The organism is Caldovatus aquaticus (genome assembly GCF_019458025.1).
Taxonomy (GTDB): Bacteria; Pseudomonadota; Alphaproteobacteria; order Acetobacterales; family Acetobacteraceae; genus Caldovatus; species Caldovatus aquaticus.
On sequence record NZ_JAHZUY010000005.1, the window covers coordinates 124502 to 140082 of the forward strand.

A 15581-nucleotide genomic window follows, 5' to 3' on the forward strand; every position below is an offset into this window, starting at 1 on the left:
GGGAGGGGCCGAAGATGGGATCGGACGCAGCAATGCTGCTCGCAGCCCAGATCGTACTGGGCCTGCTGACCGTTGCCGCCGTCTTCCTTATTGCCCGGCGGTCGCGCGACGACGGGGCTGTCAGCGCACTGGCCACCAAAGTGGACTCGCTGATGATTCTGCAGGAGCGCCAAGCCGGGCATTTGGCCGATATCGAGCGCCTCATGGAGCGGCGCCTATCCGATGTAGCGGAGCGCCTGAATGCGGCCATGCTCGACCAGACGAAGGCGCTCGGCAGGGCCGCCACTGAGCAGGCCGAACGGCTGGGGACCATGGAGAACCGCCTTTCGGACCGGCTCGCCGACGACGCGAAGGCCACCCAGGCCACGGTCCGGGCTTCGGAGGAGTCGATCTCCAGGGCATTCGAGGAGCAGCGGATGCAACTCGCCGACCGGGCCGCCGCGCTGCGCCGCGATGTCATGCAAGGTGTCGGGGACCTCAATCGTGCGGTCGAGACCGTCAAGACCACCCTGGTCGAGGGACAAGCGAAGATCGAGCAGGGAATAGCGCGCGAGATGAAGGAAGCGCGCGACCTGATCGACCGGAAGAGCGAGGAGACACGCAGCCTTGTGGATCTGCGCCTCAAGGAAATACGGGAGGCGAACGACGCACGTCTGGCGGAGATCCAGAGGGCTGTGAACGAGCAGCTGCACAGCGCGGTCGAGAAGCAGATGAACGAGAGCTTCAACCGCGTAATCGACCAGTTCGCAGCGGTCCAGAAGGCGATGGGCGACGTGCAGCAGGTCACGTCCCAGATCGGCGACATCAAGCGGATCTTCTCCAACGTGAAGACTCGCGGCGGCTGGGCCGAGGCGCAAGTCAAGGCCCTGCTTGACGACATCCTCCCTCCCGGCGGCTACGAGACGAACGTGCGCCTGAAGGACGACAGCCAGGAGGCGGTAGAGTTCGCCGTACTGATGCCGTCGCAGGGCGGGGAACGGGTCTATCTTCCCATCGATGCGAAGTTTCCGACCGAGGACTACGAACGTCTCCTCACAGCATCCGAATGCGGCGACGCCGAAGGCGAGGCGCGCGCCCGCAACGCCCTGCAACGCCGTGTGCGCGAGGAGGCGGCGAAGATCGCGGCGAAATACATCCATCCACCACGCACGGTAGAGTTCGCCGTGCTCTATCTGCCGACTGAAGGCCTCTACGCCGAGGTGGCGAGGGTGAACGGGCTCCTGGAGGAGCTAGGCAGGGTACACCGCGTCCTCATTCTCGGCCCGAGCCTGCTGCCGGCGATGCTTCGCACTATCCAGCTCGGGCACGTGACCCTGGCGCTGAATCAGAAGGCCGATCTGGTACGCGAACTCCTCGGCGCCACCAAGACCGAGATGGAAAAGATGGACAAGGTGCTCGGAACCTTGGCGAAGCAGGTGGGCACGGTCGGCAGCACAATCGAGAAAGCCAAGGTTCGCACGCGTGCCGTTGCGCGGAAGCTCAAGGGTATCGAGGCAGTGCCCCTCGACCGCGTGGACGAGATCCTCGCGATCGGCGCCGAGCTCGAACCAGGTGAGGAGGCGCTAGAGGACGAAGTAGCGGGGGGGTGAAGCCCGGGCTGGCGAAGGGTGGTCCTTCAACTCCAGTCCGCCGCGGGCTTCCTCGCCCTCGCCGCCCTCGCCTGGGCGCTCGGCGGCTTCCGGCGCGGCGTCGCCTGGCGCGTCGTCGCCGCCGGGCTCGGCCTGCAGGTCCTGCTCGCCGCGCTGATGCTGCACCTGCCGCCGTTCCGCGCCGCCTTCGCCCTCGCCGCCCGCGCGGTGGAGGCGCTCAGCCGCGCCACCGTCGCCGGCACCAGCCTCGTCTTCGGCTATCTCGGCGGGGCGCCGCTGCCCTTCGCCGAGATCCGGCCGGGCGCGAGCTTCATCCTGTTCTTCCAGGCCCTGCCGCTGGTGCTCGTCGTCGGCGCCCTCTCCGCCGTGCTCTACCACTGGCGCGTGCTGCCCGTGGTGGTGGCCTTCCTGGCGCGCGGGCTGCGCCGCGCCTTCGGCATCGGCGGCGCCTGCGGCTTCTCCGTCGCGGCCAACGTCTTCGTCGGCATGGTCGAGGCGCCGCTGCTGATCCGCCCCTGGCTCGTGCGCCTCTCGCGCGCCGAGCTGTTCGCGGTGATGACCGCGGGGCTCGCCACCATCAGCGGCAACACGCTGGTGGTGTACGCCGCCCTCCTCGCGCCGGTGGTGCCCGACGCCGCCGGCCAGCTCCTCACCGCCAGCCTGGTCTCCGCCCCCGCCGCCGTGCTCGTCGCGCTGCTGATGATCCCTCCCGCGCCCGGCGAGGCGGCAGCGACGCCGGCCGCGGAGGAGGTCCGCGCCCCGCGCCTCTACGATTCCACCATGGAGGCGGTGGTGCGCGGCACCGGCGACGGCCTTTCGCTGCTGCTTGGCATCATGGCGGCGCTGATCGTCTTCGTCGCGCTGGTCGCGCTGGTCAACCAGGCGCTCGAGCCGCTCACCGGAATGACCTTGCAGCGCCTCGCCGGCTGGATCTTCTGGCCGCTCGCCTTCGCGATGGGGGTGCCGGCGGAGGAGGCGGGCGCGGTCGCCCGCGCGCTCGGCGTCAAGGTCGTGATCAACGAGTTCGTCGCCTATCTCGACCTCGCCCAGTCGGGCGGCGCCGGTCTCAGCGAGCGTTCGCGCCTCGTCCTCGCCTACGCGCTGTGCGGCTTCACCAATTTCGGCTCGGTCGGGATCATGGTCGGGGGCATGACGGCGATGTGCCCGGAACGGCGGGCCGAGATCGTGGCGCTCGGCCTGCCCGCGCTGGTCTCGGCCTCGATCGCCTGCTGCATGACGGGCGCGGTGGCGGGGCTGCTGACCCCGCCCTGAGCAGGGGCCACACGGGGACGCCGCGCCGATCCGCCGACGCCCCGCACCGGATGCACCGCCCCGGCGCGGCGCCGCGCCTTCGCCTGGCTGCCGCGGAGCCGAGGCAGGCGGCGGGGCGCGGTTGCCTCGCACCCCCGTCCGTGGAACCCTGGCGGCCACGCCATCCGGGGATGCCGCCCGCCATGAGCCACCTGGTCCACCGCAGTCTGCGCAGCACGCCGCCCCTCGCCGTCGCCGGCAAGGGGATCTACCTCTACGACGCCGAGGGTCGCGAGGTCATAGACGGCTCCGGCGGCGCCGCCGTCGCCTGCCTCGGCCACGCCCACCCGAAGGTGCTGGCGGCGATGCAGGCGCAGATGGAGAAGCTCTGCTACGCCCACACCGCCTTCTTCTCCTGCGAGAGCGCCGAGCGGCTCGCCGACATCATGGTCGGTCACGCCCCCGGCGGCCTGACCCACGCCTATTTCTGCTCCTCGGGCTCGGAGGGGAACGAGGCGGCGCTGAAGATGGCGCGGCAGTACTTCCTCGAGATCGGCCAGCCGCAGCGCACGAGGTTCATCGCCCGGCGCCAGAGCTACCACGGCAACACCCTCGGCGCGCTCGCCGCCGGCGGCAACGCGATGCGCCGCAAGCCCTACCTGCCGATCCTCTCCGACGCCTTCAGCCACGTCTCGCCCTGCTACGCCTATCGCGACCGGCGCGACGACGAGTCGGACGAGCAGTACGTCGCCCGCCTCGCCGCCGAGCTGGAGGCGGAGTTCCAGCGCCTCGGCCCCGACACCGTCATCGCCTTCATCGCCGAGACGGTGGTCGGCGCGACGCTCGGCTGCGTCGCCGCCCTGCCCGGCTACTTCAAGGCAGTGCGCGAGATCTGCGACCGCCACGGCGCGCTGCTGATCCTCGACGAGGTGATGAGCGGCGTCGGCCGCTGCGGCACCCTGCACGCCTGGGAGCAGGAGGGCATCGCGCCCGACATCCAGGTGGTGGCGAAGGGGCTCGGCGGCGGCTACCAGCCGATCGGCGGCATCCTCGTCTCCGGCCGCGTGATCGAGGGGCTCGCCGCGGGCAGCGGCGCCTTCATGCACGGCCATACCTACCAGGCGCACCCGGTGGCCTGCGCCGCCGCCGTGGCGGTGCAGGAGGTGATCCGCGAGGAGAACCTGCTCGAGAACGTCAGGCGCATGGGCAAGCGGTTGGAGGAGCGGCTGACCGAACGCCTCGGCAACCACCGCCATGTCGGCGACATCCGCGGCCGCGGCCTGTTCTGGGCGGTGGAGCTGGTGCGGGACCGCGCCGGCAAGGAGGCCTTCGACCCGGCGCTGAAGGTGAACGAGCGCGTCAAGAGGGAGGCCTACGCCCGCGGCCTCGCCTGCTACCCGATGGGCGGCACGATCGACGGCCGGCGCGGCGATCACGTGATCCTCGCGCCGCCCTACATCGTCACCGCCGCGCAGATCGACACGATCGTCGAGCGGTTCGGCGCCGCGGTGGAAGCCGCCTGCGCCGGCCTGCCCGCCTGAGGAGAGGACAGCCCATGCGCCTGCTTCGCCGCCTAGCCCTCGCCTGCGCGCTGCTCGCGGGCGGCATCGCCAGCGCCGCCTCGGCGCAGACCCTCAACACGGTGCGCCAGCGCGGCCAGCTCGTCTGCGGCGTCAGCCAGGGCTTCGCCGGCTTCTCCGCGCCCGACAGCCGCGGCGAGATGCGCGGCCTCGACGCCGACTACTGCCGCGCCCTCGCCGCCGCGATCTTCGGCGACCCGGCCAGGGTGCGCTTCGTCCCGCTCACCGCGCAGGCGCGCTTCGCCGCGCTGCAGTCGGGCGAGATCGACGTGCTCTACCGCAACAGCACGCAGACCTTCCTGCGCGACACCTCGCTCGGCCTCAACCAGGGACCGGTGAATTTCTACGACGGCCAGGGCTTCGCGGTGCGGCGCGACGCCAATGTGCGTCGCGTGCAGGACCTGAACGGCGCCACCATCTGCGTCGCCCAGGGAACGACGCACGAGCTCAACCTCGCCGACGTCTTCCGGGCGCGCAACATGCGCTTCCAGCCGGTGGTGTTCGAGCGCATAGACACCATGTACCAGGCCTTCTTCGCCGGCCGCTGCGACGCGATGACCCAGGACTCCTCGGCGCTCGCCGGGGCGCTCGCCACGGTCGCGCCCAACCCGGCGGACTACGCGGTGCTGGAGGAGACGATCAGCAAGGAGCCGCTCGGCCCCTTCACGCGCAGCGGCGACGAGCAGTGGTCGAAGGTCGTCGCCTGGCTGCACCACGCGCTGGTCGAGGCGGAGGAATACGGCGTCACCCAGGCCAACGCCGAGCGGCTAGCGCGCGAGAGCCCCAACCCCACGGTGCAGCGCCTGCTCGGCAGCAGCGGCGAATTCGGCCGCCATCTCGGCCTCGACAACCGCTGGGCGCTGCACGCGATCCGCGCGGTCGGCAACTACGGCGAGATCTTCGAGCGCAACGTCGGGCAGGCGAGCCCGCTCAAGCTCCGGCGCGGCCTGAACGGGCTGTGGACCCAGGGCGGGCTGATGTACGCGCTGCCGATGCGCTGAGTGGCGTGGCTGCCGGCGGCAGGCCGGCGTTCCCGGGGAGCCGCGCAGGGGAGGGACCGGATGGCGCGCTTCGACGGCAAGGTGGTGCTGATCTCCGGCGGCGCGCGCGGCCAGGGCGCGGCCGAGGCGCGCCTGCTCGTCGCCGAGGGCGGCAAGGTCGTGCTCGGCGACCTGCGGGAGACGGAGGGCCAGGCGCTGGCCGCCGAGCTCGGCCCCTCTTCCGCCCTGTTCCTCCGTCTGGACGTGACCGAGAAGGCCGACTGGGCCCGCGCCGTCGCCGCAGCCGTCGGGACCTTCGGCGCGCTGCACGGCCTCGTGAACAACGCCGGCATCTACGTGCCGAAGACGCTGATGGAGACCGACGCCGCCCTGTTCGAGCGCCACATGCGGGTCAACCAGCTCGGCTGCTTCCTCGGCACGAAGGCGGTGGTGCCGGCGATGGAGCGCGCGGGCGGCGGCGCGATCGTGAACATCTCCTCCGTCGCCGGGCTGCGCGGCTCGCCCGGCGCCATCGCCTGCAGCGCGACGAATGTGCGCTGCGCGGCATGACCAAGGCCGCCGCGCTCGACCTCGCGCCGCGCGGCATCCGCGTGAACTCGGTCCATCCCGGGCCGATCGACACCGAGATGCTGAAGGTGCGCACGCCGGAGCAGAACCGCGCCCGGGTGGAGCGGGTGCCGATGAGGCGCATGGGCACGGCGGAGGAGGTGGCGAAGCTGGTGCTGTTCCTGCTCCCCGACGACAGCGCCTACATGACCGGGGCCGAGGTGGCGATTGACGGGGGCGCCGCGCTGTAGCGGGATAGCCCGGGGAGGGCGCGCGCCCCGCGATGGGAGGACCTGCGATGCGTCGCAGAAGCGTTCTCGCCGCGACGGGCGCCGCCGCCCTCGCGCTCGGCGCGCCCGCCCGCGGCGGCGCCGCGGAGGAGGCGGTGGACGTCGCCATCGTGCTCGCCGTGGACGTCTCCCGCTCGATCGACGAGGACGAGGCGCGGCTGCAGCGCGAGGGCTACCGCCGCGCGGTGAGCGATCCCCGCATCGTCGCCGCGATCCGCGGCGGCATGATCGGCGCGGTCGCCCTCGCCTATGTCGAGTGGGCGGGGATCGAGTACCAGCGGCTGGTCATCCCCTGGACCCGCATCGCCGGCGAGGCCGACGCCGAGGCCTGGGCGGAGGCGCTGGCGCGCGCGCCGCGCGTGGCGGAACGGCGCACCTCGATCGCAGGCGGCATCGCCTTCTCCCGCGCGGTCCTCGCCGCGCTGCCGTGGGAGGCGACGCGCAAGGTGATCGACGTCTCCGGCGACGGGGTCAACAACAGCGGTCCGCCGGTCGAGGAGGCGCGCGATGCCGCGGTCGCCGAAGGCATCACCATCAACGGCCTGCCGATCCTGAACGACCGCCCGCCGCTCGGCGTCGGCCCGGCGCTCGCCGACTACTTCCGCGAGCGGGTGATCGGCGGCCCCGGCGCCTTCCTCGTCGCGGCCGAGGATTTCGACAGCTTCGGCCGCGCGGTGCGGCGCAAGCTGCTGCGCGAGATCGCGGCGCGCGGCGGCGCGGCGGGAGCGGTCGTCCCCTGACCCGGCGCGGTGGCTCCCCGGCGGGCGGGCGCGAGCCGTTTCCGCCCCGGCCGGGCGCGCGGCGACGTCTCCCGCCTCTTCGCGGGTCGGGCCGATCCGCGCTCCCGGCCGTTTCCCGCCGTCCGCGATCGGCTCTAGGATCGGGCAAAACCGTCGGGGAGGGACGATCCATGCCCAAGCGCCGCATCATCCTGGCCGCCGCCCTCGCGCTGGCCGCGCTCGGCGGCGCGCCGCCCGCCGCGCGGGCCGAGTTCCCCGAGCGCCCGCTGCGCCTGATCAGCGGCTTCGCGGCGGGCGGCGCGAGCGACCTGATCTCCCGCCTGATCGCCGAGGCGGCCGCACCGCTCCTCGGCCAGCGCATCGTGGTGGAGAACCGCACCGGCGCGAACGGCGCGATCGGCGCCGCGGAGACCGTGCGCGCCGGCGCCGACGGCCACACCGCCTTCCAGTGCCCGATGGGCACGCTGACGATCGCGCCGCAGCTCCAGGGCGCCACCCTGCCGCTCGATCCCGGGCTCGAGCTCGTGCCGGTGGCCAATCTCGCCCTCTCCTCCTACGGCCTGATCGTGAAGGCCGACAGCCCCTACCGCAGCGTCGCCGACCTGATCGCCGCGGCGCGCGCGCAGCCGGGCCGCCTCACCTTCGCCAGCGCCGGCGTCGGCTCGGCGCAACATCTCTCGGGCGAGCTGCTCAAGCGCCTCGCGGGCGTGGACATCGTGCACGTCCCCTACCGCGGCGCGGCGCCGGCAATCGTGGATATCCTCGGCGGGCGCACCGATTTCATGATCACCAATCTCGGCGACGCGATGCGGCAGATCCAGGGCGGCGAGCTCCGGCTGCTGGCGCAGGGCGATCCGTCCCGCTTCCCTCTGTTCCCGGACCTCCCGCGCATCGCCGACACCGTGCCGGGCTTCGAGGTGACGGGCTGGTTCGGCATTTGCGTCCCCCGCGGCACGCCGGCCGCGGCGATCCGGCGCTGGGAGGCGGCGCTGCGCCGGGCGATGGCCGATCCCGCCCTGCTCCGCCGCCTGCAGGATGCCGGCTTCACCCCGCACTTCGAGGATGCCGAGACCTTCGCCCGGCGGGTGGAGCATGACCGCCGCACCTGGCGCGAGGTGATCCAGGCCGGCAACATCCGCGCCAACTAGCCAATGAGGGGAGGGTCCGTCGGGCGCCCGGCGCGGCCCGTCGCCGCCGTTTCCCACTGTTCCTGGCGCTTCGGTTCCCCACCTTAAGGGCGCCGCAGCGGGCAGGCGACCTTGCCCGGCGGGCCACGCAGCCCGAGCCCGTGCGGCGTGCAGAACGACGAGGTGACCGCATGGCAGAGACCGTTTCCTCCCCGCGCCGCCGCTCGCGCCTCGCCGGCACGGCCGGCGCCCTCGCCGTGGCGTTCGCCACCCTCGCCCCGGCCCCGCCGCCGGGCGGCGCGGTTGCGCAGACCGCGCCCGGCGCACCGCCCTCCAGCCCCCTGGCGGTGCCCCTCGCCCGCCCGGCCGGTCCCGCGGACTTCGCCGATCTCGCCGCGCGCGTCACCCCGGCCGTCGTCGGCATCTCCGTCGTCGGGCGCGCCGAGGCCCTGCGCATGGGAGAGCTTCCGCCGGAACTGCGCGGCACGCCGCTCGAGGAGTTCCTGCGCCGCTTCTTCGGCGACGGCGGCGGACCGGACGGTCCGGCCCAGCCGCGCGGGCGCCGGACCTTCGGTCTCGGCTCGGGCTTCCTCCTCGATCCGCAGGGCCACATCGTCACCGCCCATCACGTCGTCGGCAATGCCGAGCGCGTGACGGTGGAGCTACACGACGGACGCGAACTTCCCGCGCGCGTGGTCGGCACGGACCCGCAGACCGACATCGCCCTGCTCAAGATCGAGGCGAGGGAGCCGCTTCCCCACGTCCCCTTCGGCGACAGCGATGCGCTGCGCGTGGGCGAGTGGGTGCTCGCCATGGGCAATCCCTTCGGCCTCGGCGAAACGGCGACGGCGGGCATCGTCTCCGCGCGCGGGCGGCAGATCGGGGCCGGCCCCTACGACGACTTCATCCAGACCGACGCGCCGATCAACCCGGGCAATTCCGGCGGACCGCTGTTCAACACGCGCGGCGAGGTGGTGGGGATCAACACCGCGATCTTCTCGCCTTCCGGCGGCAACATCGGCATCGGCTTCGCCGTCCCGTCCAACCTCGCACGCCGGATCGTCGCGGAGCTGCGCGACCACGGAAGGGTGGAGCGCGGCTGGCTCGGCGTGTCCCTGCAGCCCCTCGATGCCGATCTGGCCCAGGCGCTCGGCCTCCCGGAAGCGAAGGGCGCGCTGATCGCGGCGGTGGAGCCGGGCTCTCCCGCCGCGCGCGCCGGGCTGCAGCCCGGCGACGTGGTGGTCGCGGCCGGCGGGCAGCCGGTCGAGCGACCGCGCGACCTCGCCAATGCCGTCGCCACGGCGAAGCCGGGCTCGACGCTCGCGCTCGCCATTGTCCGTGCCGGCAGGCGCCTCGAGCAGCAGGTCGGCGTGGGCGAGCCGCCGGGCCAGCAGGCCGCCGCCGCGGGCGAGAGGGCGCGCGATCGGCGGGAAGCCGAGAGCACCGGCCCCCTCGGCCTGCTCCTCGCGCCGCGGCGCGGCGTCCCGCCCGGCCAGGGCGGCGCCGAGGTGGTCCGTGTCCTGCCCGGCAGCGTCGCCGAGGAGCGGGGCCTCCGGCCCGGCGACGTGATCCTGCGCGCCGGCGACCGCGCCGTGCAGAGCCCGCGGGACGTGGCGGAGGCGGTGAACGCCGCGCGCGAGGCCGGTCGTCCGGCGGTGGCCCTGCAGATCCAGCGCGGCGAGAACCGGGCCTTCCTCGCGCTGCCGCTGAACCGCCTCCGCGCCGCCGAGGCCGGCAGCGGCAACTGACGGCGCCTCCGCCGGCGCGGCATGTCGCGGACAGGCCGCCCGGCGGTGCCCGCCCGCTCCGGCGCACGCCGCCGATCCGCAGGGCCGGCTCGGGATCCCCAGGGCGGGCCGGGAGGGGGCGGCACCGACCTCGCGCGGTCCGGGGCCGCAGCGCCGGGCCGGCGCGCGCCAGTCGCCCCGCGCGGACGGCAGCGGCGCGCGCCGGCGCCGGAGCCTGGCGGCGGAGCGCGGCCGCCTGCGCGGGCCCGCCTCCGCCCGGACGCGATGGACCCTCGGGAATCCGCGTGCCACTCTCCGGCCAGGCGGGGGTGGCGCGCGCGACGCCACCGGCGGCGCGACGGAAGGACGGCAGGAGGGGCAGCGAGCATGAGAGAAGATGGGCGCGGCGCCGCGACGGCGCCGGGAATTGCGCGGCGGCCACGGCGCGCGGTCTCCCGGAGCGCGGCGCGATGAGACTGGCCGGCAAGATCGGCATCGTCACCGCGGCGGGCTCCGGCATGGGCCGCGCCGGCGCCGTGCGCTTCGCGCGCGAGGGCGCCTCGGTCGCGGTGGTGGACCTCGACGCGGCGGCGGCGGAGGCGGTGGCGGGCGCGATCGCGGCCGCCGGCGGCCAGGCGCTCGCCCTCGCCGGCGACCTGCGCGAGGACGGCTTCGCGCGCGACATCGTCCGCCGCACCGTCGCCCGCTTCGGCGGGCTCGACTTCGTCTGGAACCATGTCGGCCATCCGGGGCCGGCCGCGGTCGAGGGCGTGGACATGGAGGAATTCGCCCTCGCCCTGGACCTCAACCTGCGCACGGTCCTGGTCACCACCGCGGAGGCGATCCCGCATCTGCGCGCCCGCGGCGGCGGCAGCCTGCTCTACACCGCCTCGACCTCCGGCCTGGTCGGGTCGCCGAACAGCCCGGTCTATTCGATGGCCAAGTTCGGCGTGGTCGGCTTCGTCAGGTCGCTCGCCAAGCGCCTCGCGCCGGAGGGAATCCGGGTGAACGCGATCTGCCCCGGGCCGATCGACACGCCGATGCTGCGCGTCTTCGTCAAGCGGCCGGACCAGCAGACGCCGGCCGGGCAGACCGTCGAGGACCTGGTGCGGCGGCGCGCCTCCCAGGTGCCCTTCGGCCGTCCGGGCCGCCCGGAGGAGGTGGCGAACGCCGCCCTGTTCCTCCTCTCGGACGAGGCGTCCTACGTCTCCGGCGTCGCCCTGCCGGTGGACGGCGCCGCGACGGCATAGGCCCCGCCGCCTCCGCCGCCGCGCGCGGGGCAAGGGCGCCCGGGGCCGGCGCGCTTGCCGCCGTGGCGGACGGCCGAGGCCGGAGATCCGCCGCAGGCCCGCCCGCCCGCTCGCCGCGGTCCGCCTCCGGCCCTCGCCCGCTCCCCCTGGCGCCCCAATGGCGGGCGCAGCCCGCTATGCCGATGGCGCCGCCGCCCCCGCCGGCGTGGCGTTCGCCGGCACCGGGCCGCCGCCCGGCGGCGGCATCGCGCCGGGACGCAGCCACCGGCCGAACAGCCCGATCGCCGCGAGCGGCAGCGCGACCCCCAGCACCGTCGCGGCGATGACCAGCTCCGGCAGCGCCGCGTAGTCGCCGCGCTCCACCACGAACACCGCGTTCAGTCCGCGCGACAGGATCGCCCCCGCCTGCAGCGCGAGGTTCATCAGCGAGGCCATCAGCGCGAACCAGGTCGCGCGCCGCCCCGGCGGCGCGTGCATCGCGATCAGCGTCAGCATCGGGATCATGCCGAGCTGCGCGAGCGGGGCGGAGAGCGCGGTGTCCACCAAGCCGAGGGTGCGCGCGCCGAAGCCGAACCGCGCCTCCGTCCAGTGGTGCAGCCCGAACAGCATGCCGATGGTCGGCAGCGCGAACAGCGCCCCCAGCACGGCGAGCCCGGCCAGCACCGCGCCGAGCGGCCAGCGCACGATCCGCCCGCCGAGCAGCAGCGCGCCGAGGATCGAAAGCCCGGTGCCGATCTGCGCCAGGGTGCCGAAGAAGCCCTCGTCGTAGCCCAGCACGTCGATCTGCCACCATTGCAGCCCGGGCCCTGCCGGCGGCGCGGCGCGATAGGCGAAGATCACCGCCGCCGCGGCGGCCATGGCGCGCTTCGTCTCCCGCGGCACGTCGGCCACGATCAGCCGCAGCAGCCAGACCAGCACGCCGAGGGTGAGCAGGAAGGCGATCTCCTGCGCGAAGGGCGGCGCGCCGAGACCGAGGCCGAGCATCGCCGCCCCGAAGGCCAGCCCGCCGAGCAGGATGCGGGGGTCGGGCCGCTCCGCCGGCTCCCTCCCCGGCCCCGCGGCGGGCGGCTCGCGCAGCAGCGCGGCGGCGGCGAGGGAGGGCAGCGGCAGCGCCGCGGCGATCAGGAACACGACGTGCGTCGGCAGGAGCTCCGCCACCCAGCCGCCGGCCCCCGCCACCGCGAAGGCGCCGCCCATCGTCGCGACGCGGCCGAGCACCTGCACGTCGCCGAGCTCGGCCTGCACCGCCTCCGGATCGCGCGGGGTGCCGTCCGGCGCGACGCGGTCCACCACCTCGGTGGTCAGCGCGTCCGCCACGCAGTCCTGCACGACGAGGCCGACGACCGCGGCGAGCGAAGCCGCGATGTACACGGATTCCGCCGGCACCCCGCCGGTGACGCCGGCCGCCGCGGCGGCGAGGCCGAGCGAGGCCCCGATCTGCAGCAGCGCGCCGATCAGCACATAGGCGCGCCGCCGCGAGCCGAGGATCGGCACGGTGTCCACCAGGTGCCCGAACACCATCTTCAGCGTCCAGGGGACGGTGAGCCAGGCGGAGAGGGCGAGCAGGTCCGCCGCCGACAGGGCAAGGCTCCGCCGCACCCAGAAGGTCTCGGCGATCGTCGCGAAGCCGCTCATGCCCGCGACGAGGTAGATCAGCAGCGGCGGCGCCGTGCGCCGGCCCAGCATCGCGAGCGGCGCCAGCGGCCCGCGGCGGGGCGCCGCCGCTGCCGCCACGGCTCCGCCGGCGGACGCGGCTCCGCCCGTCCCGGTCTCTGCGCTCACCTGCCCGCTCCCTCGCATCGCCTCCGCTCGCCGCCGCATACCGCATCTGCCGCCGCGGCGGCACCGCGCGCGGGGCTGTGCGACGAACCGTCCTCCGCGCGCCTAAGCCCAGGCGCCGGATGCGCGCGGGGGCCAATCTGGGCATCGGCCGTTCCCCGCGTCCAGCGACCCGGCGGCCGATGCGCCCGGGGCGGCCGTCCGCGCCGCCCCGCATCCGAAGGCGCGGCGGTCGCCAAGCCGCCGCCGCCGCTGTAGGAAGCCCCGGACGGAACGGAGCAAACGGACCCCCGGCGCATGGACGGAATCACGGCAAGGAGCAGGATCGAGCGGCATCTGCCGGAGCTCGTCGCGCTGCGGCGCGACATCCACGCCCATCCCGAACTGGGGATGGAGGAGACGCGCACCGCCGCGCTGGTGGCCGAGCGGCTGCGCCGCTGGGGCATCGAGACGGTCGAGGGCGTCGGCGGCACCGGCGTCGTCGGCACGCTGCGGGGGCGGCGGCCGGGGCGGGGCGCGATCGCGCTGCGCGCGGACATGGACGCCCTCGCGCTGACCGAGCGCACCGGCCTTCCCTACGCCTCCACCCGCCCCGGCCGCATGCACGCCTGCGGCCACGACGGCCACACCGCCATGCTGCTCGGCGCCGCGCGGGTGCTCGCCGAGGACCCGGACTTCGCCGGCACCGTGCACTTCGTCTTCCAGCCCGCCGAGGAAGGCCGGGGCGGCGCGCAGGCGATGCTGAAGGACGGCCTGTTCGAGCGCTTCCCCTGCGACGCCGTGTACGGGATGCACAACCTGCCGGGCCTCCCGGTCGGCTGGTTCGCGACGCGCGCGGGGCCGATGATGGCCGCGTCGGGGCGATGGACGGTGACCTTCCGCGGCACCGGCGGGCATGGCGGCAACTCGCCGCACCGCGCGACCGACCTCGCGCTGGCGCAGGCGTTCTTCGTCCAGGGGCTGCAGGGCATCGTCAGCCGCAACGTGCCGGCGCTGGAGTCGGTGGTCATCAGCGTCGGCCACATCGCCGGCGGTTCGCCCGAGGCCCTCAACGTGATGCCGGCCGAACTGGCGCTGGGCGGCACGATGCGCGCCTTCAGCGCGCCGATGCAGGCGCTGCTGGAGCGGCGCATCCGCGAGCTGGCCGAGCTCTCCGCGGCGACCCAGGGAGCGCGCGCGGAGACGGCGCTGTGGTGGAGCACGGCGCCGCTCGTCAACCACGGCCCGCAGACCGAGGCCGCGCTCGCCGCCGCCCGCCGTGTCGCCGGAGCCGACAGGGTGGACGCGGAGGTGCCGCCGGTCACCGGCGGCGAGGATTTCGCCTACATGCTGCAGGCCAAGCCGGGCGCCTTCGTGTTCCTCGGCAACGGCACCGCCGCCGAGCGCGGCGGCGCCTGCCACGACCTGCACTCGCCGCTCTACGACTTCAACGACGCGGCGCTGCCGCACGGCGTCGCCTACTGGGTCGCGCTGGTGCGGCAGGAGCTGGGCGGCGCGTCGTCCGGCGCCTGACCGCGGACGGACGCCCCGCGCCGCGCCCGCCCGCGCGCCGCATCGCGCGCGGACGCCGGACGCGATCGCCGGGCCGCCAGGCCCTCCCTCCTCCCGGCCCGCCTCCGCGGCGCCGGACCCGACCGGCGGCGGCCGCCCCTGGGGCACCGCTCCGCCGCCCGCACGCCAGGCTGGCGCGGGCGGCGCAGCGCGCGATAGGCTCGCCCGGCACCGCCCGCCCACGCCCGGGCGGTGTCACGCAGAGGGCACCAACGCCCCGTTCGCGCCAGGGAGGAACCATGAAGCGACGCAGCCTTCTCGCCGCGCTCGCCGCCACGCCGCTGGTCCCGCGCGCGGCCGGCGCGCAGCAAGGCCAGTGGCAGCCGGACCGGCCGATCCGCATCGTCGTGCCCTTCGCCCCGGGCGGAGCAACCGACACCATGGCGCGGCTGGTCGCCGAGGCGATCAGCGGGCCGCTCGGCCAGTCGGTGGTGGTGGAGAACCGCACCGGGGCAGGCGCGACGATCGGCGCCGAGTACGTCGCCCGCAGCGCCCCCGACGGCTACACCCTGCTGATGGGGACGAACACGCCGATGGCCGCGGCGCCGGCGATCCACCCCAACCTCTCCTACGATCCGCTGCGCGACTTCGCGGCGGTCTCGATCGTCGCGCTCTCGCCGAACATGGCTGCCGTCCACCCCTCGGTGCCGGCGAACACGCTGCAGGAGTTCATCGCCTATGCGCGCGCCAACCCGGGCAAGGTCAGCTACGGCTCGGCCGGGGTGGGCAGCTCGCAGCACATCGCCGGGGCGCTGCTCGCGCACATGGCCGGGCTGGAGATGACGCACGTCGCCTATCGCGGCGGGGCGCCGGCGGCGCTCGACCTGATCGCCGGGCGGGTGCAGCTCGTGATCAACCCGCTGATCGAGGTGCTGCCCTACATCCGCGAGGGGAAGATCCGGCCGCTCGGCGCCACGACGCGCCAGCTCCACGTGCTGTTCCCCGACCTCCCCTCGATCGGCGGGGTCCTGCCGGGATTCGAGGTGGCCTCCTGGCAGGGGCCGTTCGCGCCGGCGCGGACGCCGCGGGCTGCGGCCTAGCGCTCGCGCGCGAAGAGGAGGGGGCCGATGTCGCTTCGTTGTCGTTCTGCTTTGTCGGCGTGTCTGTGGTTGCTTGCGGGGTGTCTGGTTCGGCCGGTGCTGGTTGGCAG

General features: G+C 74.6%; 13 protein-coding genes. 12 read left to right on the forward strand and 1 reads right to left on the reverse strand.

Translation table 11 applies throughout. The annotated features are described in order from the left end of the window. The first annotated feature begins 32 nt into the window (after positions 1 to 32). From rmuC to K1J50_RS04135, 10 genes are all read left to right on the forward strand, one after another. Entirely contained in the window at positions 33 to 1589 is a 1557-nt protein-coding gene (rmuC, locus tag K1J50_RS04090; protein WP_255574900.1) for a DNA recombination protein RmuC, read from the forward strand. Positions 1590 to 1607: 18 nt separating this feature from the next. Then, positions 1608 to 2861 (forward strand): NupC/NupG family nucleoside CNT transporter, encoded by a 1254-nt coding sequence (locus tag K1J50_RS04095; protein WP_220116159.1) that lies wholly within the window; start codon positions 1608 to 1610, stop codon positions 2859 to 2861. A 182-nt stretch (positions 2862 to 3043) separates the two neighbouring features. Next, the gene (locus tag K1J50_RS04100; RefSeq protein ID WP_220116160.1) at positions 3044 to 4381 is read left to right on the forward strand and encodes an aspartate aminotransferase family protein; all 1338 of its coding nucleotides are present in this window, start codon (positions 3044 to 3046) and stop codon (positions 4379 to 4381) included. A 14-nt stretch (positions 4382 to 4395) separates the two neighbouring features. Next, complete coding sequence (locus K1J50_RS04105) at positions 4396 to 5421, forward strand: amino acid ABC transporter substrate-binding protein (RefSeq protein WP_220116161.1); 1026 nt, start codon at positions 4396 to 4398, stop codon at positions 5419 to 5421. 60 nt (positions 5422 to 5481) lie between these two features. Continuing rightward, the gene (locus K1J50_RS04110) at positions 5482 to 5970 is read left to right on the forward strand and encodes an SDR family NAD(P)-dependent oxidoreductase (RefSeq protein ID WP_220116162.1); all 489 of its coding nucleotides are present in this window, start codon (positions 5482 to 5484) and stop codon (positions 5968 to 5970) included. Then, the gene (locus K1J50_RS04115; protein ID WP_220116163.1) at positions 5967 to 6218 is read left to right on the forward strand and encodes an SDR family oxidoreductase; all 252 of its coding nucleotides are present in this window, start codon (positions 5967 to 5969) and stop codon (positions 6216 to 6218) included. Before K1J50_RS04110 ends, K1J50_RS04115 begins: the two co-directional genes overlap by 4 nt. A gap of 47 nt (positions 6219 to 6265) precedes the next feature. Further along, positions 6266 to 6997, forward strand: a complete 732-nt coding sequence (locus tag K1J50_RS04120; protein WP_220116164.1) for a DUF1194 domain-containing protein — start codon at positions 6266 to 6268, stop codon at positions 6995 to 6997. A gap of 170 nt (positions 6998 to 7167) precedes the next feature. Beyond that, positions 7168 to 8145 (forward strand): Bug family tripartite tricarboxylate transporter substrate binding protein, encoded by a 978-nt coding sequence (locus K1J50_RS04125; protein ID WP_220116165.1) that lies wholly within the window; start codon positions 7168 to 7170, stop codon positions 8143 to 8145. A gap of 170 nt (positions 8146 to 8315) precedes the next feature. Then, positions 8316 to 9872 (forward strand): DegQ family serine endoprotease, encoded by a 1557-nt coding sequence (locus tag K1J50_RS04130; RefSeq protein ID WP_220116166.1) that lies wholly within the window; start codon positions 8316 to 8318, stop codon positions 9870 to 9872. Positions 9873 to 10321: 449 nt separating this feature from the next. After that, positions 10322 to 11101, forward strand: coding sequence for an SDR family NAD(P)-dependent oxidoreductase (locus K1J50_RS04135; RefSeq protein WP_220116167.1), 780 nt, complete (start codon positions 10322 to 10324; stop codon positions 11099 to 11101). A gap of 174 nt (positions 11102 to 11275) precedes the next feature. Here the strand turns inward: K1J50_RS04135 and K1J50_RS04140 are convergent, their stop codons facing one another. Next, the gene (locus K1J50_RS04140; protein ID WP_220116168.1) at positions 11276 to 12883 is read right to left on the reverse strand and encodes an MFS transporter; all 1608 of its coding nucleotides are present in this window, start codon (positions 12881 to 12883) and stop codon (positions 11276 to 11278) included. A gap of 294 nt (positions 12884 to 13177) precedes the next feature. Here K1J50_RS04140 and K1J50_RS04145 point away from each other — a divergent pair, with 294 nt between their 5' ends. Further along, complete coding sequence (locus K1J50_RS04145) at positions 13178 to 14392, forward strand: amidohydrolase (RefSeq protein WP_220116169.1); 1215 nt, start codon at positions 13178 to 13180, stop codon at positions 14390 to 14392. Between the two features lie 278 nt (positions 14393 to 14670). Then, positions 14671 to 15471: a Bug family tripartite tricarboxylate transporter substrate binding protein gene (locus K1J50_RS04150; RefSeq protein WP_220116170.1), complete on the forward strand. Its 801-nt coding sequence runs from the start codon at positions 14671 to 14673 to the stop codon at positions 15469 to 15471. Positions 15472 to 15581 lie beyond the last annotated feature (110 nt).